The organism is Paenibacillus roseus, assembly GCF_016424485.1.
GTDB lineage: Bacteria > Bacillota > Bacilli > Paenibacillales > Paenibacillaceae > Paenibacillus_D > Paenibacillus_D roseus.
Window position 1 is genome coordinate 1 of record NZ_JAELUP010000024.1, and the last position, 24816, is coordinate 24816.

The following is a 24816-nucleotide window of genomic DNA, read 5'->3' on the forward strand; positions in this document are numbered from 1 at the left end:
CATCCTAAATTGCTAGACTACACGACAAGGAGGATTAACTTATTCCTCAGAAAATCGTGTCTTGACATTGGGGAGCATTACAATCGCCCTGGAATGGACAGAGGTTGATTTTGAGAAAGGAGCGGTGGCTGTAGAAAAAAGCATTTCGCTCACTGAGAATAGTCAGGCTGTTGAAAAGGGTCCAAAATCTAAAAGCTCCAAACGCTGGATCGACATGCCGGATTGGTTTATGGATGAATTACGCGTTCATAAAAGGGAATGGGATCTGCAGAGAAAGAAGGCAATACTTGCGGGGGAGTGGTTAGGTGGCGACAGACAGTATGTATTCCATGGCGGATACGGGAAGCCATACTATCATAGCTACCCTTCCGAGTGGTGGATTAAGTTTGTAAAACGGCACGCCCTCAAGAGCGTCAGGTTTCACGATCTGCGGCATTCCAGTGCTACGCTCCTTATTGAAGCTGGCGCGTCCATGAAGGCCGTACAGAAACGCCTAGGACATGCTAAACATCAAACGACAGCCGACATCTACGCTCACGTAACGAAGAAGCTAAGCCGCGATACGGCAGAAAAATTTGATAAGTTTGCACCACGTCCTATTTCCGTCCCCAATTCGTCCCCAAGATGATAATTAGCCACTTTGATGGCGGGTAGAAGTCACCCGTACGATCTGCAGACAAATAAAAAAATCCCTTATGTACCAAGGGATTTCAGCATTTTTATTATGGTGCGGTCGAGAGGACTCGAACCTCCACGGGTATACACCCACTACCCCCTCAAGATAAAAAAGGCTTTTATCGGTAATTTCCCAGTGTTATCAAACATGAACTACAGTTACGATTTTGTAGATTCTTTTAATTGTTAGATACCAAGAATATCCTTGAGTTTCCTTTAAAAAGTGACCATTTTTGTGACCATGCTTAGGAGGTTTAAATATGTTTCATATTTCGTATTATTTGCACGAAAGCAACGATAACTATATTGTTACTTTACATGATTTTCCTCAGACTATTAGCCTTTTACCACACTTCTTTAGAAGAGAATTAAATATTAGCCAAATAATCGTTGTTGGTTGCCGAGAAATAGACTTTAAAACGGCTCAAGCACTGGGATTTATTGTATCCCAAACGGGGTCAATCCAAAATATTCAGTTTTGTTAATCAAACCTTAATCATTACTTAATATGAGCAGGAAGACAAGGGTCTCAAACCTGAAATCTTCCTGTTTTTACAATTAAGAGACGGCTTTTATTGTGGGATCACAGATTTATCATAGTGATGCTTTTATTACCCCCGTGTCATTTCCTAAGGAGGACTGGGGAGAGTTGAAGGAACAAGACACAAATTTTTAAGGGGTTATCGAATGGATTCCGGGCACGTAAGCCTCCGGGCTGGAGTGGCCGAAATCCAGGAGATAAACAATAGAGAGGTGGAAATTGCTCGTGAAAATTTTCAAGAATCCTAATAGCGTGGTTAACAAAAAAATATTTAAAAATATTTAAGGATAACATACAAATGATGATTGAGTCCAATCATCAAGTTCGTTGTACATGACTACATACGTATTTCTTTTTATGATATATTTCTTTTTCAGCTTACGTAAACAATTCATTTGATTAAGATTTTCTTTTTCTATTTAGAAGAATTATAGTCTAAATAGGTAAAGTCATTGACTTGACTTTACGTAGTGTCTTGATCTCATGTTTATCAATTGTACTTGACGAGTACCATCTATTTTCACTAATAAGCCCGATTTTATTGGTGAAGTCTTTCTGTTGAATCTCAATATATTTTCTGATGAGAAACGAACCATCAGTGAGTATTACAAATACTATATCTCCATTATTAACTTCTGAATCATCTACAGTAAGAAGCGTATCTTTAGGAATCCGTGGTTCCATAGAATCATCAAACATTTTGATTGTTTCTTTTGTTTCTAATGCAGCCTCATAATCTGTTTCAAGATGAGACAATAATAGATATTCTTCATAAATGAAATTAACCATTTCATAATCAGAAAAGTTCTTCGTTTTTTCCGAAATAGAACTGGGAATGTCATTCTCATAATTAGTATCAATGTAGAATTCGCTCATTTTTCGAATGATACGTAAATTTTTATCGATAAAATCTTTAAGAAACTCTGGTGATTTTTCGATAAATGCTTCATATCGAAAATTATCAACATCGGCTTTGCAAACCTTTGCTAGAGCAATATTTACTTCATCAGAAGCAGGCGCTTGCCGTGTTGTTTGAAGCTTACTAATGTAAGAAGGATTTATGTTTACACCGTAATCTCCACATTTATCAGCTATCTCTTTTAGTGTTAGCCCACTTTCTTTAACCATTTTTGAAAGAGAATCAAAATATCCCATAACACTCCCCTTCCTTTCTTCATTTATTCAATTAATAATTCCCTTTTTTCGTTAAGTTACTTCTCATTTTTAAAGAACTTTCATGCCGGGGTTCGTAATGAAGCCATTATTGTTGGCCTACCTTTTTTTAATTAAGGATTTATTTTTCATATACTTAATGTTTCCTTTTTCTTTGTAACTATTCTATAACCAAATCAAATCAGGATCAATATAAAATAACTTACTAATAATTCATTTTTTATTGACTTGTAAGTAAACATAGTGTACTGTAGTATCTGTAATTACTCTTCAGTAATTTTTGGTGATAAAAAAGTAATCAAGAAGGGAGTGTACAAGATCGAAAATAGCTATACAAATGATAACACAAACAATAGGAATTTACGCTATCGAATGCAGTCTGTAGCAAAAGAGATTTTGCAAACCGAACATCGAATTGGTGTATGTTTACGACACAAATTAAAAGAAAATGTTGATGAGGAAATAGATCAACAAATATCACCACATTTTGATGTAATTATGGTCTGTGGTAGCGTGTGGGTTTGCCCGTTTTGTGCCAGTAAAATTATCGAGCAAAGACGCTTTGAATTACAGTCTGCTATCAAGGCTCAGTTTGCTGCAGGAGGGCATTGCACAATGATTACACTTTCTTTTATTCATTCAGCTAATGACAAGTTGAATGACTTACTAGACGCCTTAAAGGGCGCTTTGATGAGATTCCGTTCAGGTAGAAGTTATAATCGTTTTAAGCTAACTCTCAGCTTGATTGGCAGTATACGAGCCTTAGAAGTAACCTATGGCGGGAATGGTTGGCATCCGCAAATACATCTCTTGTTATTTCATCAAAATGAAATTGAATCTTGGGAGAGTTTTATCCTAGAAGACGAAATTTATGCGATGTGGTCTACAGCTTGTAGGGCCTACGGACTATTATGCAATCGAAAGCATGGAGTAAGATTCCATAATTCAAGAAGTATGTCTGCTTATATAGATAAGTATGGCATTCTTACTGAAAAACAACGGATTACAGAATCCGGTATAACTGCTTTTGACATGCTTAAGGAAATAGTTGAAACAGGCGACTTAACAAATGCTGAAAAATATCGGGAATATGTTTCTGCTACAAATGGCAAAAAACAGCTTGTTTGGAGTAGAGGCTTAAAGGAGTTTTTTGGTTTATAAGTTTTAAACAAGGGGTGTAGGGGATAAATCCCCTACTTAAGCGATGATGGGCTAGCATACCGGGAGCAGGTTTGGTTGATAGTTTCGCCGTCTCCGACGTCGATCATCGCAGTGGTAGGTAGCGATTCATTTTGCCGGCCAGAGTCCAGAACTCAGGAGGACAAGCCCACCCTTTATGCAAATGATGTATACGGCGTGTGCTGGCTTGTGCCAGTCGTGACGGAGTCCGGCCCCAGAGCAAGCCAGCGCACCGGCGCCCTTGGTCTCGTCTTCAACAGGAAAATGATGTCGCAATAGTTGCTGCGCAGCCGCTGTATAGTGGCAACCATTGTAATAGAAGGTGAGGTAGTGAATCTGAATTTATGGAAAGAGAACAGTCGAAGGTTGAATGCGGGGGGACTAGTAACACCCCCGCAGAACGTACCGATAAACGTGCTTCAGTAAAAGTTCTTTTGGATTGGCTTGGATTTACTTTTACTGACCCGGAAACTAGTCTGGATAAGATTTTACAGCATTTTAATGAATTATTGCAAATTGATTTTACGGATTGGAAGCCTGGGAGAAGATACTATGAGGGATATGCCAACTCATTAGTTTTTGAAAACATCAATATTTACTATGAGGGTGCGTCTAACCAAGGGATACACGTGGATATTACAGGACAAGGTTGTCGTTATATCGAAATAATTTTCCGAAAGCTACGTGTACAACTCTCTACTAACCATATGTTTTGGTTTGATTTAATGAAAGCGTTGATTTCCCGCGGTGCAAAGTTCACACGAGTCGATATAGCAATTGATGACTTCGGACAATATTACACAGTGCCTTATATATTCCAAAAATGTTTAAACGGCGAGCTCACCATGAAGTTCAAATCTTGGTCGCCAAATGGATATTTTGGGGCGGATGGGAATGCAAAAACTGGAATGACTATTTATTTTGGCTCTGATGTTTCTCGATTTCAAGTTTGTATGTATGAGAAAGCTAAACAATTGGGTTTAGAATCTACTGAATGGACACGGACAGAACTACGTTTCCGGCACGAGAGAGCGATCGAATTTATTCAATTAATTTTAGCTAATAATGCGATAAATAAACATTCAGACATTGGAGTTTTAGCGGCAGGTATTCTAAAGGACTATATAACATTTCGAGATTTTAATTACAAGGATAGTAACAAACGACGTTGGAAAGTATCATCTTTTTGGGAAGAGTTTCTGAAGGGAGTAGAACCACAGAGACTAGCATCTGCTTTGCCTGATCGATCAATATTACGTACAGCTACGTGGTTCAAAAATCAAGTATCAAAATCATACTTAATGATGGAACTCGCATTCTACGGTATCAAGGACGAATGGAAAGAAGAGATGATTAAAGAAGGCTCAAAAAAAATGACTAACCGAGATATGGAAATCATACAAGAGTTTAGACGACTCTTTGAGCAAGATCAGACCCGCTTTTTGGATAATGCAATAGACATGCAATAAATTGATAACAACTTCGGATTAAAATATGAATGTAAGGAGTCATGCAAAAAGAATGAATACACAAATTGATAATGAATTTACATTTGAAAATTTATCTCTAGTCATTGATGTATCAGATGTACAAAGAATTTTAGGTATTGGTCGCAGACAAGCCTACGAGCTAGTCAAGTCTGGTCAGTTTCATGTCGTAAAAACTGGTAAACGATTCAAAATTTCTAAAGAGGTATTCATTGGCTGGTTAAACGGAACACCTTTGGAGGAAGGAGTTTCAAATGTCTGGCTCAGTAAATAAGGATGGAAAAAAATGGTATTATGTGTTGGAAGCTTACGAGAATGGAAAACGGAAACAGTATAAAAAAAGGGGATTTGCTACAAAAAGAGAAGCTAATACCGCACTTGTAAAAGCGCAAAATGAACTAAATAATGGGACCTATGTCAAGTCTTCATCCTTACTTATGAGTGAATATCTACTACAATGGATGAAAGATAAGCAATACTCTATAGGTCATCAGACAGCACAAATCAACAATTCTTATGTTAGAACACATATTATTCCTATTATCGGAGACATACCATTGTCAAAAATTACTGCATATGATATTCAAAAATTCACATCTACTTTATTGGATAATGGCTTGGCAACTTCTACTGTTAGACGAATTTTCAACATCATCAATACAGCCCTCAATAAGGCAGAAAAGCTTCAGTTAATACAAACTAATGTAGCGGCCTTAATTGACAAACCTAAGGTAAAAAGAAAAGAAATCCATGTATGGGACGTTCATGAAGTAACACAGTTTCTTGAAATAGCTGCGTCGAATAAATATTACCACGCCTTTCTTCTAGCTGTTATGACTGGAATGAGGCAAGGAGAAATTTTAGGATTGAGGTGGCAGGATGTCGATTTCTTAAATAAGAAAGTGTTTATTAGGCAAACTTTAAGTCATGATGGGAAGCATTTCAATACAGGTGCTAAAACAGCTTCGGGAATACGTTCCATATCGTTAGACGATCATACTATTCAGCAATTGGAACAGCAATATAAATACTACAATGTAGTATCACGTGAATATGTATTTCAAAAAAATCTTGTTGTATGCACTAATACGGGAAATCAATTCTTCCCAAGAGATTTAAAGAAGATATTTGATCGTTTAATACTGAAAGCAGGACTAAGGAAAATAACATTTCATGATTTACGTCATACGCATGCCTCGTTATTACTCAAACAAAATGTTCATCCAAAAATTGTATCTGAGAGATTGGGCCATGCATCTATTCAAATGACACTGGATACTTATTCTCATTTGATGCCAAACATGCAGCATGAGGTTGCAGAAAATCTTTTTAATCTGTTATTTAAGGAAAACCAAACCAATGTGACCAGAACGTGACCAGAAATCAAAATTAATTTGAAACATTTTTCAAGTTGAGCTTTCAAATAAGAAATAAAATCAAAAAACCCTTGTTTATCAAGGGTTTGCTCATTCAAGTTATGGTGCGGTCGAGAGGACTCGAACCTCCACGGGTATACACCCACTACCCCCTCAAGATAGCGTGTCTGCCATTCCACCACGACCGCAAATCAAGTAGTTGCTTCCATATTATACATTTACTTCCGAGGAGAAGCAAATGGTGAGCCATGAAGGACTCGAACCTTCGACACCCTGATTAAAAGTCAGGTGCTCTACCAACTGAGCTAATGGCTCATGGTGACCCGTAGGGGATTCGAACCCCTGTTACCTCCGTGAAAGGGAGGTGTCTTAACCCCTTGACCAACGGGCCATGCCTGTGTTGCAAATTCTTAAAACCATGTATAAGTTCATTCGAAACGAAAGTTTTTTCTTTATCCAGAATCAACTTCATCCCTAATTGACTGACAACGAAAACTATACTATCACATTTCGTCAGGCTTGACAAGTTCTTTTTTTAAAAGACTTGTTCGTACCGTCGATCTCATCTGTATTCGACTCAAAACGACATCAATCAGGCAAAGAAAAAAGACCGTCCAACGGCCCGTCCGTTTCGTAAGTCGCATGGCGGAGAGAGAGGGATTCGAACCCTCGCACCACTTGCGCAGTCTAACCCCTTAGCAGAGGGTCCCCTTGAGCCACTTGGGTATCTCTCCATGTATGGCTCCCCGAACAGGACTCGAACCTGTGACAACTCGGTTAACAGCCGAGTGCTCTACCAACTGAGCTATCAGGGAATATTATTTTCTTGCGACAAGTAATAATATACCATGCTCATTTTGTAGTGTCAAGTATATTTAACAGTAATTTTCCACGGCAGCGCCCGCAAGCATACTTCCTTGGGTCCGTTTTTCTTTTGCGCAAATACGTCTGTCCGCAGGCCTTGCAAACCAGCATATAGCGATAAGGCATTGTCTTGCGTTTCATTTCTGTACCCGGTAAAGATTGGCAATATCTTGATCCTCCCACCTTCGCCAGCAAAAGCTTGAAGTCCTCATCACTGTGCTGATAGCCTCTCCCGAGCAAGTGCAGGTGATAATGGCATAGCTCATGCTTGATGATTTTTTCCGTTTCTTCAACACCATAGCTAGTCAACTGATGCGGATTGATTTCAATATGATGGGACTTTGTAAAATACCTTCCGCCTGTCGTTCTGAGTCGTGAATTGAAGGAAGCTTTATGCCGGAAAGGCAAGCCGAATGATTCCAACGATATTTTTTCCACCCACTGCTGCAGGTTTTCATCATTCATCATTATTCTCTCCCAAAATACTTGAATTTATAAAGCTTTTTGCGCTAAACTGTCAAGTGAGGATTTGGCTTGCTTCTTTCAAATGCGAGTCCTTTGCCATCCATAAATAAATCTCTAAAAATTGAACCAAGATTCTTGACCCGAGGGGAGTCCTTTTAATATGCCAACGATGCGATATATTTTAATGAAGGGCAAGCAAAGCCTGTCTTTTGTTGAAATGCCCGAATCCCATGCTTATCAGCTTAGCGCCCTTAATCTCCGTCTTCATAAAGAAATTGACAAGCTGACAGCCGATAATATCCCTCAGCTTCCTTATGCCGTCGCAGAGTGCGCAGATGTCGAAATTCACGATCCAACGGTGGTCATTGCTAACGGGCTGGACTACATCAATGAGCTTGAAAAAGATTTCGCCAGCATTCAGGAAAAATCCTACCCGCTCATTTCTTTGCTCACGGAGATTCGCGCCCTGCAAGCACAACTGGAGCAGTGGTACGAGGAAGAAGCGGAGCTGTAACCCAAAAGCTCGGTTAAAATTATCGGACCTGCACGGATATTCGCCCTTCCCCATATGATTAAGGATATGATTATCCATCTTTGGAGGAGGGCGATCTGTATGCCGCAGTGGCTCAGCAATCAATTAATGCGGGCATTCATCAAGAAAGACCGCCGGCAGATTCGTTTACTCAATGATTGCTGGTTCTTTTACCGAACCAAAACAACAGATTCCGGCAAACATAAATCAGCCGGTTTGATGCCATAGTTCCTGCCATAGCACAAGCGTACGCGGCTTTGCCGTCCTGGGCGGATCGATTCGCTTAGTATTGTAATAGAACCCATACTAAATGGAAAGCCAATAACTTTGTAAAAACGCATAAAAGCCTGTGTCCCTCGCTGCAACAGATAACAGCAAGGAATACAGGCTTTTTTCATCGTTTCAATAATCTTGGCATGGATGGACTTAGAACGTTTCCCAAGTCGTTACTTCATCCACAGTCAGGCGCACTGATTTGCGTCCTTCGCCAACAGCCTTACCTACCGGAAGCAGTATGACTGGCTTGAGGTTGGATGGAATGTTGAAGGCCTCGACAAATTTTTCCGAATCATAGCCGCCCATTGGAACTGTATCAAGTCCTCTTGCTTTCGCCGCCAGCATCAACTGCATGGAGATCAAACCGGCGTCAATCAGTGCAGTGTCCCGGTAGCGCTCAGGTTGCTCGCTGTAATAGCCAGTAATTCGTGCTACATAGCCAGACAGCACTTCTTCAGGCATAAAACCTTGTTCCACTGAACGTCCATAAATAAGTTGACCTTGTTTAAACCCTTCCAGATCAGCCAGCACAGCAATAACAGCCGATGCTTGAACTACCTGCTGCTGGTTATTGGCAATCGGCAGCAACTTCTCTTTCAATTCCTGATCCTGAATAACCAGAAAACGCCACGGCTGCAGGTTGGAAGAGGACGGAGCCAAAATCGCCTCTTCTAGCAGGCTGCGGATTTCTTCCCCGGACAATTTATAAGTCGGATCGTAGGTGCGAACCGAGTGACGATCACGGATAACCTCATAAAAATCGGTTGTTTTCACTTCAACTTCGTTACTCATTTCTCTTCATTCCTCTCCATATTTTTATTTTTTTGATTAGGTCAGTCAGCCTGCTATCCAAGCTGAACGGATGAATGCCGATAACAGGGCTGCCAAAATCCATCTGTGATGTAATATTCACAGTTAAATTCAAAAAAATTCAGATGTTGAACTTCAATGGTCAGAATTTAACTGTTGTATATACTGCACAGTATATGACGAAAGCCGACTACTGTCAACTACAATATTTACAATTGCAATACTTATAACTGCAATAATTATAGGTTGATACGGTCAGCCAAATCCGCAAGCGTATGACGTTCCAGTACATTCAAAACCTGATTGTCGATCTCTTCTGCAATGTCTGCAAATGCCGCTTTCATTTCCTGTCCGAACGAATGAATGCCTGTTGTATCAATCATCCCATTGCTGAGTGGCTCCCCTACGCGCAACGAGCGATAAATTTCTGCAAGAGTAATCTGATCAGCCGGTTTCTTCAGCCTGTAGCCGCCATCTCGCCCTTCTCTGGTTTCCAATATATTTTCCCGCGCAAGCGTTGCGAGAATGCGCCGAAGCACAGTTGGCTCGGAATGCAGTTTCTCGGCAATAGTGGAGCTTGGGCAGGTACAGCAGTTTTTAGACAATACAACAAGCGCCTGGAGTGACAAGCCAAACCATTTATGATTAAGCGCGGCGCTGCACTTTTCTACTCCTCTCATCCTGACGCCTCCAGTCTGTTTGTTTAAAATGATTTTTATCTAATACTTTTATTCATTCTAGCCCATTCCGAGCCAACGTTCAAGAGAAAGAGACCTTTTCGCTGCAAAAGGCCTCTCTTCTCCCTTATTTTACTGCACGGTTACCCTGGATTGCGCATAGTCAGACTAACACGGCCTTTTCTCAAATCAACACTGAGTACCCATACCGTTACATTATCGCCGACCGACACAACATCCATCGGATGCTTGACGAATTTGTCACTGAGTTGTGAAATATGGACCAGACCGTCATTTTTAATACCGATATCAACGAAGGCTCCAAAGTCAATGACGTTGCGCACTGTTCCCTGAAGCTCCATGCCCGGTTTAAGGTCCTCAATTTGCAGCACATCCGTATGGAAAATTGGCGGCGGAAGTTCCTCCCGGGGATCGCGGCCAGGACGAAGCAAGCTGTCCACGATATCTCGCAGGGTCGGAACCCCAACAGCAAGCTGGGGCGCCATAGCCTCCAAGTCGAGTCCGCGCAGCTTCTCCGCCAGCTCGTTTGTACCGACATGATTGAGCGATAGGCCAAGCTCCTTGAAGAGCAGATCAACCACCTTGTAGGATTCAGGGTGAATCGGCGTACGGTCAAGCGGATTGTCTCCACCTGGCACACGTAAAAACCCGATGCACTGCTCATAAGATTTGGCTCCAAGACGCGGCACCTTCTGAAGCTGCTTGCGATCGCTGAATTTGCCGTTCTCCTCGCGGAACTTCACAATATTTTTGGCAATCGTTGCGTTAACACCCGCCACATAGGAGAGCAGCGACGGAGAGGCTGTATTTACATCAACGCCGACATGGTTAACAGCAGACTCGACAACACCACCGAGACTTTCATCCAGCCGCTTTTGGCTGACGTCATGCTGATACTGTCCGACACCGATTGCCTTCGGCTCAATCTTGACCAGTTCGGCCAGAGGGTCCTGCAGCCTGCGTGCAATCGAGACCGCACTTCGCTCGGCCACGTCAAGCGCCGGGAACTCTTCCTGCGCAAGCTTGGACGCCGAATAAACACTTGCTCCCGCTTCATTGACAATGATATATTTCAGCTCGCCGCCGCGGCCTCCCGTTCCCTTGCGCCCGCTGATCAGGCCTGCGATGAATTGCTCGGTTTCCCTTGAAGCCGTCCCGTTCCCAATAACAATTAGCTCGACCCCGTACTTGTCAATGATCGTATTGATCGTTCGGGCTGCCTGTTCCACTTTATTATTAGGCGGAGTCGGGTAGGTGACATCTACCTCCAGCAGCTTGCCCGTATCATCAACAACAGCAAGCTTGCAGCCTGTCCGGTAAGCCGGATCGACACCTAACACGACATGACCATGAATCGGCGGCTGGAGCAGCAGATTTCGAAGATTGGCGGAGAATATCTGAATGGCATGCTCCTCAGCCTTCTCTGTCAGCTCACCGCGCACTTCGCGCTCAATAGAAGGCGCGAGCAGCCGCTTGTAGGCGTCCTGAATTAACTCAAGCAGTACATCGATGATAGACGGAGATGTGTGCTTGCGGACGATGTGGCGGCTTATGTAGTCGTGAATTCGTCCGGCATCGACATCCAGAAGCACCCGCAACACCTCTTCGCGCTCCCCGCGGTTAATGGCCAGCACACGGTGTGGCGGCAGCCGTTTTACAGGCTCCTGATAGCTGTAATACATCTCATAGACACTCTCGGCGGCAGCATCGCGCGCTTCCGTTCGCAGCGTCCCCTGATCCTGCGTAAATTTGCGCACCCAGGCCCGAATTGCCGCATCGTCGGCAAGATTTTCTGCCAGTATATCCTTGGCCCCCTGCAGCGCTTCCTCCGCTGTGGCAACGCCCTTCTCTTCGTTCACATAAGCTGCCGCCTCCACAAGCGGCTCCCCTTGCTTAGGCTGCGAATAGATCCAGTCTGCAAGCGGCTCCAGCCCCTTTTCCCTGGCGACGCTCGCTCTTGTCTTGCGCTTTTGGCGATACGGACGATACAGGTCTTCAACTTCCTGAAGCTTCACCGATTTCTCAATGGCGGCCTGCAACTCGTCAGTCAGCTTGCCCTGCTCGGCAATGAGACGAATAACCTCCCGCTTGCGGTCCTCCAGATTATGGAGATATTGGAGTCGCTCCTCAATGCTGCGCAGCTCATTCTCATCCAGTTCCCCTGTCATTTCCTTACGGTAACGGGCAATAAACGGAATTGTATTCCCTTCAACCAGCAGTCCGACGGCCGCTTTTACCTTCCCTGGCGGAATTTGCAGCTCGGCTGCAATCTGCTTTTCAATCCGCTGCTGCAGGGCAGCCTTCTGCTCCGCTGTCAGCTCGATTTTCACTTGCTCCAGCAATTCCTCATTCTCTGCTTTTATTTTGGTCAAATGTCGTGCACCATCCTTTAGCCAGATTGCTGCCTGTGCAGAACCTATGATTTTCAATAGTTTACCGAATCGGCAAAAAACCGTCAAATGGACAAGCCTGCCTTGTCCATTTGACGGCCGCATATCGTCTTGCTTTTATCGCTGCTGGGCTACATAAGGATTATGCAGCATTTCGTAGCCGATTGTCGTTTGTGGTCCATGGCCGGGATAGACGCGGGTCTCAGGAGAGAAGGTGTACAGCTTGCCGCGGATCGAGTCGAACAGGTCACGTTCATTGCCTCCAGGCAAGTCGCTGCGCCCCACAGACTGCCGGAACAGTACATCTCCCGAGAACAGATGCTCACCGCACAGAAAGCTCACACTTCCGGGAGAATGTCCCGGCGTGTGATACACGCGGAATTCCAGACCAATCAGCTTGAGCACCTGTCCTTCATCCAATGCATACTCAGCCGGCTCGGTCGACAAGGGGCTCGTCACTTCGCTCCATCTCATCGAACCGTTCTTGCGAGGATCGGTCAACCATTCCGCTTCGAGATCATGAATATATACTGGACATCCCCAAGCCTTGCGAACTTCATCCACCCCGCCCATATGGTCAAAATGCGCATGAGTCAGCAAGATTGCTTCAACCTTCAGCCCTTGCTCTTTTACCTTCGCCAGCACCCGATCCGGTTTCATGCCCGGATCAATCACAACCGCATCGCGGGTCGCTTCAGAGGAGATCAGATAGCAATTGGTCTGAAGCGGCCCTAGCGAAAACATATCAATTTTCATGATTAAAAGGTGGAGATCAGTTCGCGAAGCTCTTTCAGAATGTCTGCCTGATAATTGCCCTCTCCGTAACGGCGTCCGATCTCTTGACGCGTCTGGGACAGATTTTCCTGATAGTCCGCAGCTTCGCGGTCCGTATTGTTCTTCTTGAACGCAACCATCGGCTCTTGAATGTATGACGTGCGTGGTCCCCATTCCCCAAGCACATGTCCGCCCGTATCTGCAAAGATGACAACCGGTACCGATTCGCCGCCCAATGTCAAAAATTGCTGCATCGTCTCCGGATGCTCTTCCTTGATCAGAACATCAATCGGGACGCCGCCTGTCTCCAGCGCACGGAAGACAACAGGAATATTGGCTATAACGTCCCCACACCAATCCGCCATCAGAATAAGACAGCGCAAATCATCGCGGTTGTTCAGCGATTCGAAATACTCTTTGTCTTCCTCATTCGGCCATTGGAACTCGTCGTAAAGGGCGTGGAAGCGCTCCTTATTTTTAACCATTATATCTCTGAACTGCTGCGGGCTGATTCCCTGATTCAATTTGTCAGCCAAATTTTTCCCCATGGTTCATCTCTCCTTATTCATTTGTCTCTTTCGTCCAACTCATATCGTTCAATTCAACAAAATTGTGATTTACCTATTATAGCAAATTTAACCGGATATCCACAAACAGAACATCGCATATTAGAGCGTTTTACCGCGGCTGCGCAAATATTTGACAAGAAAATAAATAATAGCAAGAGCAAGTGCACCAATGATGAAAGGCTTGATGTATGGAGCCGCAACCTCATTAATGTCTCCCCACTGGTTGCCGAGCTTCATCCCGAGATAAATAAACAATACGGACCAAGGCACGGAAGCAAGCGCCGTAAGCAGTGTAAACAATCCAAAGTTCATTCTAGCCATACCGGCCGGAATCGAAATGACCTGCCTCATTACGGGGACGAAGCGGGCTGTGAATACAATCCCTGCACCGTATTTTTTGAACCAGCCTTCAGCCGTGTCAACATGTTTCTGCTTAATTTTGAGGTACTTGCCGTATTTTTCGACAATCGGTCTGCCGCCGAATCTGCCAATCGCATACAGCACCCAGTTTTGACCAACCGCACCCAGTGTTCCAAACACAACCGCCATCGTGAACGATACATTTCCCGTAGAAACCAGATAGCCTCCATAAGCAAGCACAATTTCACTTGGAATCACCTCAAGCATCAGTCCAAGGAAAATCCCGAATGCTCCAAGGCTCTCTACCCATTGCAACAAGCTATGTAAGATATTCGAAATCCAATCCATAACTTTTGATTTACACCTTCTTTCGTCTGTATGAATTTTTCCCCGAAGATATTCTATCATATTGCATGCCCATCATTCTACAAGAGTCATGCCTTGACAAGCCCCCGCATATAATCAATCGAGCTGCGGTTCATCCGATTTCAACTAAAATCATTCAAACGGAGGTCATATCATGTCCAAAATTTTTGTCGTCAGCAAAAAGCAGTTTCGGGTCGCAGGCGTGCTTGCGCTCGCTGCTATACTGGCTTGCGGTTATCTGTTCTGGAGCAGATCCGAGTCTGTCTCTGGCACGCCGCAAAACGAACAGGTCTACCATCTAGTCACTGGAGAATTCAAAACAACAACAGATGACGGAAGCGAACTTGAAGTGTACCGTTTTGATCCAGGAACGATTTACGTTCGCAAGGGAGAGCCTGTTCAACTGAACATTACCGGTATTAACGGCAAAATCCATCCTTTCATAATCGAAGGGCTGAACATCAAAGGAGAAGTTCAGAAAGGCAAAGTAACGACCGTCCGTTTTACCGCCGACCAGCCCGGAACCTATCCGATTGTCTGCCTGACACACACCCAGCTCAAGCGAGGCGGTCCGATGGTCGGCTATATCGTCGTACAGTAATTTAACCGTTCTCTATTCGCCCCCTCTCCCCTTTGTTGTCCGCACAGCAGGCGGTTTGCCCGCATATGATGAGTACGAGGGGAGGGAACCGTTATAAAACCATCCAATGAAAAGCACAGTCAGCAGTACCCGACTGCCAGAAAAATCCGCCGCGCCTGCAACAATGAACTCTACCGTACGATCAAGAGACTCAAGGTATGGGTTCCCAAGGAGAAGCTGGAAGAAGCGGAGTCTCTATACTTTAAAAAAGTGATTTTGAATTTAATCTGGATTACGGAAAACCATAGCAACCGCAAGCTGCTCTCCGACTGGTGGGACGAAAATGTCAGTGCAGAAATTGCCGAGCTGTGGGAAGTCGATCGTGATCAGTTGTGCCGGGCTTTCCGCGAAGCTTTCGGCGGTTAGCCTGCCTTTTGCATTTCAAGCGTAAACGGCTTTGCCGTCCTTTGACGGGCAAAAACTTCGTTTCGCGGAGAAATATAAGCCATTTAATAAAAAGAAAGTTTATAAATGCTTATATTTTGAAAAAAACCCCGGAATTACACCTCTTAGCCAGAGGCATATCCGGGGTCTCCTATTGACTTGGCTAGCAATTCACGACAAGCACGGGCATATTCCACTGCCTCCGCTGTCATCTCAAACCGGCGGCCGTTGGCAGGGTTATGCATCGCGGCTACCTCCCGAACCAATGCCTCATAAGCGCCATAAGCTTGCAGTGCGGCTTCAGCCGTCAGGCGCGATTCTTTGGACTGTCCCTCATTTTCCAATCGGCGGGCAAGCTGCGTCAATGCCACAATCGTCTTCGTCTGGCGCTCCTTATTGAACCGATCCCGCTCCAGCGCCTGTTTCATAAATGCAATTGCACGCCCTGAATCACCAAGCTCTACATAACTGTCCCCTAGCCGCCACATCAACTCTGCCGACTCCCGTTCATGCCTTAACCCCTCCTGAAGCAACGGAATACGGTTTTCTGCCCTTAGCAGCGCCGCCAGCTCCAGCCTTGTCTGTGTCCAATAGGGATTGAGCTCCAACGAGCGAACAAGCCCCAGAACCTGATGCCCCTCCTTAACGCTCAGAGCCGATTCCCTCTCTGCCGTAGCCAGATGCAGCCGCCACCCTGACCATCCCGCTGCCCCAAGCCACAGAATAAGAGCTGCTGACAGCCCCATATATGGCCAATTCAGTTGCCTGCTTCGCTTCAATCTATGCAATGGAACCAAGGAATGCACATTACCCTCCACGGGGCTTTCTCTCAAATATAAAGCAAAGTAACCAAACAAAAGCAGCCAGTAAAAGCCAAAAGCATTATCGAAATCCACCGCTGCATGCACCAGCAAAATGAAAGCAGGCAGTGTATCAACAGCTTCCTGCCTCCAAACCTTAACGACCATAATAATAAGCAGTATGAACAACAGCAGCAGCCCAACAGCTCCCAGGTCCAGCAAAATATCCAGATAACCGCTGTGAACTTTGCTGCCCACATAAGGCTGCTGCTGAATGCGTTCAAACAGCATTTTCCAGGTATCTCCCCCCTGTCCAAGCCAAGGCGCTTCCTGGAATAAACGTAGCGCATCCTTATAGAAAAGCCAGCGCGCTCCGGCAGTCTCGTATTGTCCGCTTTCAAGCCTGCCGCCCAAAGATGAGGGCAGCAGCGCTACTGTTCCGGCTAATCCGGCTGCCAGCAACAGCCATAATTGCAACGGCCTTTGCAGCAGCCGCTTTGACTTGACCGCGAAGCAGAACAACATGATTAGACCGCCTGAAATTGCGAGTAACACCAAGACAATTATAGAATCGGCTGTCCGGCTGCCGGCAATCTGTCCGCCGCTGTAATAACCCGCCAGCAACCGGCAAATGAATGCCGACAACGGCAAGGAAATCGCAGAATACAACAGCCACCCTTTCTGCTGTGTCCCTCGAACAATCAACAACCCTGCAAGCCATGCCCCGCCCGCGGCGAACCAGGCGCCTCTTGATTCTGTCAATAGCAGCGTCAACATTGTAGGCACAAGGAGAAGCGCCGGAATAATGGATCGCCAGGATAGTTGGACTGCTTTCGACAGCAAAATAAAATACCATAAGCTATAAAAAGCCAGTACGGCAGCCAGCATATTCGGATATTGAAAAAAACCCGCCAATCGTGCTCCCAGAGCAGAAATTTGCTCGTTGCCGGAATAGAATAAAGCCTCAGGGAAGGCAGCCCACCCCATCCAGAAAGCGAGACTGCTAAAAGTGATGAATGCTCCTGTAAGCTGCATAGCCAGCATTGCCGCCGAACGTCCGCCTTTGGACGAAGCCGCGGCATATACAAGAAGAAAGAATACCCCAAAAAATGTCCAGCGCATCGCTTGCTGCAAGGTACCCATAATGGATAAGGGAGCAGCCAGCAAGTGGAGAGCGTAGGCAGCAGAGATGACAAATGGCCACAACAGAAATACACGACCCTTAGCCATAACATCGCTAACCCAGGAGGTGCTGCTTCTACCCATCCGCGCCAACACCAATACAAGGATTGCTGTTCCACAAAGGACAGTCCCCAATCCATATAGATCGGAATCAAAGTACATTCCATACCGATAGGCCGAGTACATCAGCAACGTAGAAAGTGCCGTGAAGATAAGCATTCGATAAATGAACAGCATGTCCTCCTCCCTTCCGGGGAACGTCCCCGCCGATTCGTCAAAATCTAAACTTTACATTCGCGCATCTTTTGCAGCCGATGTCGATTTCCCGGGAAATTCTCTACGGGAAATTTCGCCAAATGTATTACACCGCCAAAACAACATGCGTCACCGTTCGATAGATGCACACGATGCTCGCCTTTAAAGTCCGATTCCCTCTGCAAACCTCCACCAAAAAAGACAAAAACAGCCTCTATTGCAGCGGCTGCCTGGCTGTCCCAATGATTGCGGTAACGGATATTCATTACAATACCTTGGCTATCATCAGATGGAGACTGTCCTTTAAATCAATCTCGTAAGGCTCTTTCACAGACGTTCCGTCAGCTTCTGTAATGATTCTCACGGTGGGTCGGTGAACGGCCAGCGAGTTATTTGAGACCACAACTCCAATCTGCCCTGAGTTGAGCTGCACAGTCGTCGCTACCGGATAAATCGAAATATGCTTGCAGAACAAGCGAATCAAATCAACATCAAAATAGGAATTGCCTGCTGCGAACAAGTACTCAATCGCCTCTGACGGCGTATAGCGGGGACGATGCGGCCTTGGCGAGGTCAATGCGTCATAAACATCCGCGATTGCCACAATTTGCGCATATTCGTGTATCTCGTCCTTCTTTAGCCCGCGCGGATAGCCCGTACCGTCATAGCGTTCATGATGCTGCAAAGCACAGTGTGCCGAGAGCAACGACAAATCATATTGATGGCGCAACAGATTGAACCCTTCCACTGTATGCTTCTGCACAAATTTCATTTCTTCCTTGCTCAGCGCCGTCTTCTTTTTCAGCAATTCCTGCGGCACCTGAGTCATGCCAACGTCAAAAAGCAAAGCCCCAATCCCCAGATCCTCCAACTGATTGCGGTTATAGCCTTTGGCAAGCCCAATAATTCCTGCCAGAACAGCCACATTTACCGAATGCTGGAACAGGTACGCATCACTGGTGTGAATCGACTCCAGATTCACGAGAATTTCCTGGCGGCCCATCAAATCTTGCAGGATTTGTCCGAATACGTGGCGAAAGGTACGGCCCAGTTCCGGTGCAACCGCCCTACCCTTGGTGGCCGGATTTTCAATAATTGAATTCATCGCTTTATAGACAGAATCCACCGCTTGCTTGCGTGTTTCCTCACGAATGACCTCCTCCGGAATAATGTCCTCGGTATTCTTCTCCTCAATGTAGACACTATCTACCCCCAAGTCACGCAGCCGCTCAATAAAACGGTCATTTAATTCAACCCCCAGGCCTAGCAGAACATGACCATTCTCTCTTAAAACTGGCTTGGCCAGCCGGTCTCCAGCCTTCACCAATCTGATTTGAACTCTTCTCATTAATTATCGCCCTTTTCGATGCTGGAATAAACAGTCATGGATCGCGTAAACGTAAAAATAGCAAATAAAAAGTTAACAGAAGGCGGGAATCAAGCCTTTCTGTATATGGATACAATTCGGTTCCTCCCTCCATGCTTGGCTTCATAAAGCGCGGCGTCAGCTTCCGAGAACAGTTCCCGCAAATAGCCCTTCGGGTTCTCAACCGACATCCGTCCTCCTTTGTCAACCGACAGGACACCAAGACTGATCGTCACCCCGATCGGATGGTTGCCGGGTCCGGGTTGAATAATATTGAACTCTACCGCCTCTTTCACCCTCTGCGCAAGCAGCAGCGCCTGCTCCTCATTGGTATGGGGCAAATAGACGGAAAATTCCTCCCCGCCGTACCGGGCGAGAACATCCGTGCGCCGCAGCATTCTCTTCACGACTGCAGCCGTACTTGAGAGAACCTCATCCCCGATAATATGGCCGAAGCGGTCATTCACATTTTTGAATAAATCAATATCAAACAGGAAGATCGAGAATGGAATCTGGTATCTCATATTCTTCATGACTTCGTGTTCCATCTGCTGCATCAAATATCTGCGATTGTAGCAACCGGTCAAGCTGTCTGTCACCGCCATCTGTTCGAGCAACTGATTCGCCTTGTAAAGCTCATCCTGCATCAGCATAAGAGCGCGATTGCGTTCCTGCAACACCTCATTTTGTCTGTATGACTCATCCACGAGCCTTCTAAGCTCACTGACATCCTGAAACGTAATAATCCTTCCGATAAGCGCCATTCCCGAGTCAAAAATCGGCGCCGTATAGATGGACATATGCGAATCGCTGCCAAGCGAAATTTCAATCTGTGCGCCTTCAGGTTTTCGTTGTTCGTACGCTTTCAGGAAAACTCTCACATCCCCTTCGATATGCAGTGGAGCAAGAAGCCTGGAGATATCCAGAAAATCACCGGGCCGAAGACTGAAAAGCGGCCGGACCGCCGAATTTACATCCAGCACGATGCCGTGCTCATCCAGCACGATAATGCCGGTGCTCATGCTGTCCAATACATCCTTCTGGTCAAGCCGTATGACATGAAAGACTTTGAAAACCTGAATGGCAATGAGAAAATACAACCCCGACAGCAAAATCCCCCAAGAAGTCAGACCGATCACCATCGTCGTCTGTTCGGCAAACACCACATTAACAACGAGGTCCGCCAAGGCAAAGGTTGACAATATGAGAATGCCTATGGTCGCAAGTACAATTTGCAATCTGTGCCGCGATGTTTTGGCTGTGCGGTAGGAGCTGTACAAATGATAGATGGAAAACACAATATACAGGCTGAGTGTAATTAAGGTGAACCAAAAAAGCGGCCCGTACTCTCTTTCCTTAAAATCCCCGTCTACAGGCAGTACAAACCAGTCCCAAGGATTGCACACGACTCCGGCAGCCGCAAAAAGGCTGGGAAGCCCCAGCCAAAAGAGCCTGATTCTCGTTAGCAAATACGATTGGCCTGTTAAGAAAATAGCAAAAATCAGCCAACCCGAGCCAAGTAGGGATAGGCCGACAAAAGAAGCTTTTAAATAAAAAAGCTGCAACATGGGATTGTCCGTCGTCAATACCGCAAACTGGCTGATCGGCCACAGCATCATAAGGAAATGAAAGACAAGATACACCTTATGAAGAACTGTGATCGTGTTAAACAAAAATATGATGGCAAACATAATAAAAAGAATTAAAAAATAGATTAATTCCGACCATACTCCGAGTCCCACACGATTCACCCATTCAACATATAGTCTAACTTCTTCTGGGACTAAAACTACCCGCCATTCAAGGACGGTTCAAAGTTTTCGTTATTTGAACTCACACTTGTAGCTTATTCTAACATATTAGAATTTTGGAGGACAAGAAATATGACTTGGAATCGCTATTTTTTTCACAAAAATGAATTTGGGACTTCTTTTTTTAGGCTTCGGGCAAAAGGTCGGACAGATGCTTCTCCATATGTGGGACAGCCTGGATACTGTCGCGAAAGATTACATATTCACTCCACTTCTGTGCAGTATCTGTTTTTGGAGCCTTGAAAGCGCGAATCATTATATTTTTTGGTGTATGCTCCGGGTCTATAAATTCCAGAACCTGAGTCTTATAACCTAACGTCTCGAGCAATTGCGCCCTTAAGGCATCGGTAGCCAGCGCGGCAAAGCGCTCCCTGAACAGTCCGTGGGTGAGAAGCGGCGCGAGCGTATCGCTTTGAATCTGCGCGAACAATTCATGTTGGCAGCACGGCACGGACAAGATAACGGAGGCTCCCCAACGCACGGCCTTGATCAATGCAGCGTCTGTAGCCGTATCGCAGGCATGCAAAGTGACCACCATATCGGCCGCGACAACGCCTTCATACTCGGCAATATCCCCTTGTATGAATTCAAGGCGGTCATAGCCAAGCCGCTCGGCCAGCCCTCTGCAAAAGGCAATAACATCCGTCTTCAGGTCCAGACCCACGATGCGAATATCCAAATTGTGTACGTGGACGAGAAGATGATACAGAGCAAAGGTCAAATAGGATTTGCCGCAGCCAAAATCTACAATTGTCAGTTCCCTGTCCTTGGGCAAATGGGGCAGCATGTCCGAAGCAATCTCCAGGAAACGATTGATTTGCCTGAACTTATCCTGCTTCTTGGCGTGGATTTTGCCTTCCTTCGTCATAATCCCCAGCTCAATTAAAAATTGTACAGGCACGCCTTCTTCCAGGACATAGCGCTTTTTGCGGTTATGTGTAAGCAAAGGCTGCTTTGCTGCTCCGGTTGTAGCCGGCTTGCCGAGCAAGGATGCTTTGCCCTTTTTGCTGATCAGGATCTGAACATCGGCCTCCGAAGTTTTAAACAACCCCTGCCGATAGCATTGTGTGAGCAACTCTACCGTTCGCGCAGCAGCTTGGTCAGGCAGCAGGTTATCATGGGTAACCCTGTTTTGCTCATGATATTCAAATTGGTAATGGAGCCCTGCCTTCAAGCTTACGGGACGAATAATCGTCCGCAGCGGGAAGCCCGCATCCTTCCGTCTAAGCTGACTGAGCGTAGCCTGATGAAGACTTTGTATCTCAAACCATTGATGTACCTGCTGCTGCCAATTGTCCATTTCCTTCTCCCTACACTCCTTGTTTGTTCCATTGCGCATGCAATAACTCCGATGCTTCTGTAACTTCTTCTATAGATAAACCGCCTGCCAGCAGTCGTTCATTGCCGAGCTTCTCCATCCGAACATAAAATTGCTCGGCTTCCTCAAACTCCAACTCTCCGTCCTCTAACAGTTCATGCAGCATATTCTCCGCCTCGTCCAGCCTGCCGCTGGCCTCATACCAGTCCATGAGCAGACGGTTGAGCGACACGGGCAATTCATACGCAGTGAGATGCCGCTCCAACTCGCGCGCTCCCTGCTCAGGATCGACTACAATTGTGCCTGAACGATCCAGCGCCGAGCGGAGCAAAAGATGAAGCGCTTTTACACGCAGCCCGAAGGCAAGCCCTGTCTCCCCTTCCTCCTCATGGATCGCAGCCTTCTCCCGCAGCAACAGAGCGATGGACTGAAGACCAGCATAATCCGTCTGCCCATTCCGGCTCATCAGCCTGACGATATCCTCTCCGGATAATGATTGCAGCAGCATGGAATTCATTCGAAAATTCCGCTCCAGCAGTTCATCGACAAGCAGGAGCGCTTCCTTATTTTCCTTCTGCTGCCGCAATCCCATAATTTGACCCATTGCCACACTCATCTGGTGAATCATCCGCATCAGATAATCCCTTTGAAACATAAAGCGACTCACACCTTCCTATATTAACGCGATAAACTTTTGCAGCACCTCTGCAAGCCCGCTCGCCGCTTCAAGCATTCCCATATGACCGGCGCCTTCCAGCAGATGGGTTTGTACACCCGCATTGCCCTCCGCACCCTGAAAGGTACTCTCCGCAGGTATTACCTGATCCTCTGCTCCCGCAACCAGCAGTACTGGGACCGTCGCATGACGCACCAGAGGGGTACGGTCAGGACGAGCCTTCATCCCGAGCGCTGTAGCCGCCGCACCTTGAGCGGAAGTCCCATGTCCGATTCTTCTGGCCAGATCGACCTGCTCCGGCATGGATTCCAGATGCTTGGGAGCAAACAGCTTCGGCACAAGCCCGTCAGCAAATGCAGGTATACCCCCCTGCCGAATGGTTTGCACAGCCTTATCCCGGTTTTGTTTCGCTTCTTCACTGTCTGGCAGCGCTGTCGAATGAATCAGCGCAAACCCGTTGATGCGCTCCGGGTAGCGGTTCACCGCGGCCAGCGTAATATAACCGCCTAGTGAATGACCCACCAGCGCCGTCTTCTTGAGCTCCAATGCATCCAGCAGTTCCAGAATGTCCCCGGCAAAATTGTCCATTTCGTATACCTGACCATTCTGCGCTTCAGATGCGCCATGTCCGCGCAAATCCGGTATGATGACCCGCGCATGTTCCTTCAGCTGCGGCAATAGATCTGTCCAATAAGCGGAACTGCCGCAGTATCCGTGAAGGAGTATTACAGTCGCCTTATTGTCCGCTTCCTGGCCGCTGTCATAGTAAGCAAGTCTGAAACCATTTTTCAGTATAATATATTGATCGGTTAAAGTAGTTTTCCTCATTAATGATTCACCCGCTTTACAATTATTTATCCCCGACATTCCATGCTTTGCCGATCAGTTCAGCGACCGTGGCTGCCATTTGCATGACTGTGTGAAGCGAGGTTGTCTGCAGTGTCATATAAGGCTTCGGTCCAATCATATTCACTACGCCTGCTATACTATAGTTACCCACTTGCGGCCATATTGCACCTACCGCCTGCGCCGGACGGATTGGGCCTTCCGCAGCAAGATAACTGCCGACGGATAGCGGTTTGCCAAGGCAAGCATCTATGGCAAAAACAATTTTGCCCGGCAGGATCTCTTCTTCCAGTGCGGCGAGCCGATTAGCGTCACATGGCTGCTTCATGGTGCCAATGACATGGAGCCAGCCCTGCTCTTTCAGCAGCGAGCCGATTAGCGGACCGAACGCATCGCCTGTCGAGCAATCAGTTCCGATGCAAACGAACAGCATCTCATCACGCCTTGGATGGCGGCCGGCGACTTCTGTCAAAAATTCCAGGAGTTCTTCCTCATTCATCCTTTTCCGCACCATATGCGGCTCTGACCGCAGAGCTGCAAGCCTGCGCTGATGGCTTCGCGCCTTGTCATTGCCGGTACTGATTCGCACGGATTTCAATCCACCATCCCCTCTCCCTGCCTTGCCGATTCTTCAATCTTGTAGTTCTATTGTACCTGAAAAACGCCAAATCCAGCAATCAGGCTGGTCAGCATGGCGCAGAAACAGCAATCATGTTAAAATGTCGTCAGGCAAGAATATGAGCGACCGAAAGGATGAACGAGACGTGACCAATCTTAACGAAGCAACACAGGAAAACGTGGAATTTATGATAGAAGCGATCAAATCCAAGCTGAAAATGGCTACTGCGGCAGCGATGCAAGCTTCTCACTTCCGTGTCAGCCAGTATGAAGAAATTAAGGAGTTATATGATATTGTAGCCGATAAACCTAATTTTAGCATTAGTGAAGTAGAAGCTTTAGTCTCTGAACTTGGCAAATTGCGCAGTCAACTGTAGACAGCGGG

General features: G+C 46.1%; 27 protein-coding genes and 5 tRNA genes. 12 read left to right on the top strand and 20 right to left on the bottom strand.

The window, feature by feature from the left end:
• Positions 1-67 precede the first annotated feature (67 nt).
• A complete protein-coding gene (locus JFN88_RS08290; RefSeq protein ID WP_233167593.1) occupies positions 68-628 on the top strand; it encodes a site-specific integrase in 561 nt (186 codons plus the stop codon).
• Positions 629-935: 307 nt separating this feature from the next.
• Positions 936-1160, top strand: coding sequence for a hypothetical protein (locus JFN88_RS08295; protein WP_199018860.1), 225 nt, complete (start codon positions 936-938; stop codon positions 1158-1160).
• Positions 1161-1651: 491 nt separating this feature from the next.
• On the opposite strand, the gene JFN88_RS08300 is transcribed toward JFN88_RS08295, so the two are convergent.
• Positions 1652-2371, bottom strand: coding sequence for a LexA family transcriptional regulator (locus JFN88_RS08300; protein WP_199018861.1), 720 nt, complete (start codon positions 2369-2371; stop codon positions 1652-1654).
• A gap of 327 nt (positions 2372-2698) precedes the next feature.
• Between JFN88_RS08300 and JFN88_RS08305 the strand changes: the two genes are divergently transcribed.
• The 5 genes from JFN88_RS08305 (at position 2699) to JFN88_RS08325 (ending at position 6431) form a co-directional block, all read left to right on the top strand.
• The gene (locus JFN88_RS08305; protein ID WP_199018862.1) at positions 2699-3550 is read left to right on the top strand and encodes a protein rep; all 852 of its coding nucleotides are present in this window, start codon (positions 2699-2701) and stop codon (positions 3548-3550) included.
• 75 nt (positions 3551-3625) lie between these two features.
• A complete protein-coding gene (locus JFN88_RS08310; protein WP_199018863.1) occupies positions 3626-3847 on the top strand; it encodes a hypothetical protein in 222 nt (73 codons plus the stop codon).
• 65 nt (positions 3848-3912) lie between these two features.
• On the top strand, positions 3913-5037 hold the full coding sequence (locus JFN88_RS08315; protein WP_199018864.1) for a replication initiation factor domain-containing protein: 1125 nt from the start codon (positions 3913-3915) through the stop codon (positions 5035-5037).
• Between the two features lie 52 nt (positions 5038-5089).
• A complete protein-coding gene (locus tag JFN88_RS08320) occupies positions 5090-5329 on the top strand; it encodes a helix-turn-helix domain-containing protein (RefSeq protein WP_199018865.1) in 240 nt (79 codons plus the stop codon).
• Positions 5310-6431, top strand: coding sequence for a site-specific integrase (locus JFN88_RS08325; protein ID WP_199018866.1), 1122 nt, complete (start codon positions 5310-5312; stop codon positions 6429-6431). Before JFN88_RS08320 ends, JFN88_RS08325 begins: the two co-directional genes overlap by 20 nt.
• Positions 6432-6533: 102 nt before the next feature.
• On the opposite strand, the gene JFN88_RS08330 is transcribed toward JFN88_RS08325, so the two are convergent.
• From JFN88_RS08330 to JFN88_RS08355, 6 genes are all read right to left on the bottom strand, one after another.
• Positions 6534-6619: transfer RNA gene (locus JFN88_RS08330), tRNA-Leu, on the bottom strand.
• Between the two features lie 51 nt (positions 6620-6670).
• Positions 6671-6746: transfer RNA gene (locus JFN88_RS08335), tRNA-Lys, on the bottom strand.
• Between the two features lies 1 nt (position 6747).
• A tRNA-Glu gene (locus tag JFN88_RS08340) sits at positions 6748-6822 on the bottom strand.
• A gap of 252 nt (positions 6823-7074) precedes the next feature.
• A tRNA-Ser gene (locus JFN88_RS08345) sits at positions 7075-7165 on the bottom strand.
• Between the two features lie 5 nt (positions 7166-7170).
• Positions 7171-7246: transfer RNA gene (locus tag JFN88_RS08350), tRNA-Asn, on the bottom strand.
• Between the two features lie 37 nt (positions 7247-7283).
• On the bottom strand, positions 7284-7760 hold the full coding sequence (locus JFN88_RS08355; protein WP_199018910.1) for a SprT family protein: 477 nt from the start codon (positions 7758-7760) through the stop codon (positions 7284-7286).
• Between the two features lie 160 nt (positions 7761-7920).
• Between JFN88_RS08355 and JFN88_RS08360 the strand changes: the two genes are divergently transcribed.
• The gene (locus tag JFN88_RS08360) at positions 7921-8274 is read left to right on the top strand and encodes a hydrolase/acyltransferase (protein WP_199018867.1); all 354 of its coding nucleotides are present in this window, start codon (positions 7921-7923) and stop codon (positions 8272-8274) included.
• Between the two features lie 99 nt (positions 8275-8373).
• Entirely contained in the window at positions 8374-8520 is a 147-nt protein-coding gene (gene cmpA / locus JFN88_RS08365; RefSeq protein ID WP_199018868.1) for a cortex morphogenetic protein CmpA, read from the top strand.
• A 198-nt stretch (positions 8521-8718) separates the two neighbouring features.
• Here the strand turns inward: cmpA and JFN88_RS08370 are convergent, their stop codons facing one another.
• The 6 genes from JFN88_RS08370 to uptA all read right to left on the bottom strand — a co-directional run bounded on the left by JFN88_RS08370 (position 8719) and on the right by uptA (position 14517).
• Positions 8719-9360, bottom strand: coding sequence for a nitroreductase family protein (locus JFN88_RS08370; RefSeq protein ID WP_199018869.1), 642 nt, complete (start codon positions 9358-9360; stop codon positions 8719-8721).
• A 257-nt stretch (positions 9361-9617) separates the two neighbouring features.
• Entirely contained in the window at positions 9618-10058 is a 441-nt protein-coding gene (locus tag JFN88_RS08375) for an RrF2 family transcriptional regulator (RefSeq protein ID WP_199018870.1), read from the bottom strand.
• A 140-nt stretch (positions 10059-10198) separates the two neighbouring features.
• Entirely contained in the window at positions 10199-12418 is a 2220-nt protein-coding gene (locus JFN88_RS08380; RefSeq protein ID WP_269846527.1) for a Tex family protein, read from the bottom strand.
• Positions 12419-12583: 165 nt separating this feature from the next.
• A complete protein-coding gene (locus JFN88_RS08385; RefSeq protein ID WP_199018871.1) occupies positions 12584-13222 on the bottom strand; it encodes an MBL fold metallo-hydrolase in 639 nt (212 codons plus the stop codon).
• A gap of 2 nt (positions 13223-13224) precedes the next feature.
• Positions 13225-13788: a thioredoxin family protein gene (locus tag JFN88_RS08390; protein ID WP_199018872.1), complete on the bottom strand. Its 564-nt coding sequence runs from the start codon at positions 13786-13788 to the stop codon at positions 13225-13227.
• 120 nt (positions 13789-13908) lie between these two features.
• Positions 13909-14517 carry an undecaprenyl phosphate transporter UptA gene (gene uptA / locus JFN88_RS08395; protein WP_199018873.1) on the bottom strand — a complete coding sequence of 203 codons (609 nt, stop codon included), beginning with the start codon at positions 14515-14517 and terminating at the stop codon, positions 13909-13911.
• Positions 14518-14689: 172 nt separating this feature from the next.
• Here uptA and JFN88_RS08400 point away from each other — a divergent pair, with 172 nt between their 5' ends.
• Positions 14690-15136: a cupredoxin domain-containing protein gene (locus JFN88_RS08400; protein WP_199018874.1), complete on the top strand. Its 447-nt coding sequence runs from the start codon at positions 14690-14692 to the stop codon at positions 15134-15136.
• Between the two features lie 93 nt (positions 15137-15229).
• Positions 15230-15541, top strand: a complete 312-nt coding sequence (locus tag JFN88_RS08405) for a dehydrogenase (protein WP_199018912.1) — start codon at positions 15230-15232, stop codon at positions 15539-15541.
• A gap of 143 nt (positions 15542-15684) precedes the next feature.
• On the opposite strand, the gene JFN88_RS08410 is transcribed toward JFN88_RS08405, so the two are convergent.
• The 7 genes from JFN88_RS08410 to yyaC form a co-directional block, all read right to left on the bottom strand.
• Positions 15685-17778 (bottom strand): O-antigen ligase family protein, encoded by a 2094-nt coding sequence (locus JFN88_RS08410; protein WP_199018875.1) that lies wholly within the window; start codon positions 17776-17778, stop codon positions 15685-15687.
• 283 nt (positions 17779-18061) lie between these two features.
• Positions 18062-19144 carry an HD-GYP domain-containing protein gene (locus tag JFN88_RS08415; protein ID WP_199018876.1) on the bottom strand — a complete coding sequence of 361 codons (1083 nt, stop codon included), beginning with the start codon at positions 19142-19144 and terminating at the stop codon, positions 18062-18064.
• Positions 19145-19233: 89 nt separating this feature from the next.
• Complete coding sequence (locus tag JFN88_RS24970) at positions 19234-20904, bottom strand: histidine kinase N-terminal 7TM domain-containing diguanylate cyclase (protein WP_332908449.1); 1671 nt, start codon at positions 20902-20904, stop codon at positions 19234-19236.
• Between the two features lie 193 nt (positions 20905-21097).
• Positions 21098-22273, bottom strand: a complete 1176-nt coding sequence (locus JFN88_RS08425) for a class I SAM-dependent methyltransferase (protein WP_199018877.1) — start codon at positions 22271-22273, stop codon at positions 21098-21100.
• A 10-nt stretch (positions 22274-22283) separates the two neighbouring features.
• The gene (locus tag JFN88_RS08430; RefSeq protein WP_199018878.1) at positions 22284-22946 is read right to left on the bottom strand and encodes a DUF6483 family protein; all 663 of its coding nucleotides are present in this window, start codon (positions 22944-22946) and stop codon (positions 22284-22286) included.
• A gap of 18 nt (positions 22947-22964) precedes the next feature.
• Complete coding sequence (locus JFN88_RS08435) at positions 22965-23795, bottom strand: alpha/beta fold hydrolase (RefSeq protein ID WP_199018879.1); 831 nt, start codon at positions 23793-23795, stop codon at positions 22965-22967.
• 22 nt (positions 23796-23817) lie between these two features.
• On the bottom strand, positions 23818-24402 hold the full coding sequence (gene yyaC / locus JFN88_RS08440) for a spore protease YyaC (protein ID WP_332908451.1): 585 nt from the start codon (positions 24400-24402) through the stop codon (positions 23818-23820).
• Between the two features lie 175 nt (positions 24403-24577).
• On the opposite strand from yyaC, the gene JFN88_RS08445 reads away from it, so the two are divergent.
• On the top strand, positions 24578-24808 hold the full coding sequence (locus JFN88_RS08445; RefSeq protein WP_332908450.1) for a DUF1128 domain-containing protein: 231 nt from the start codon (positions 24578-24580) through the stop codon (positions 24806-24808).
• Positions 24809-24816: the final 8 nt, after the last annotated feature.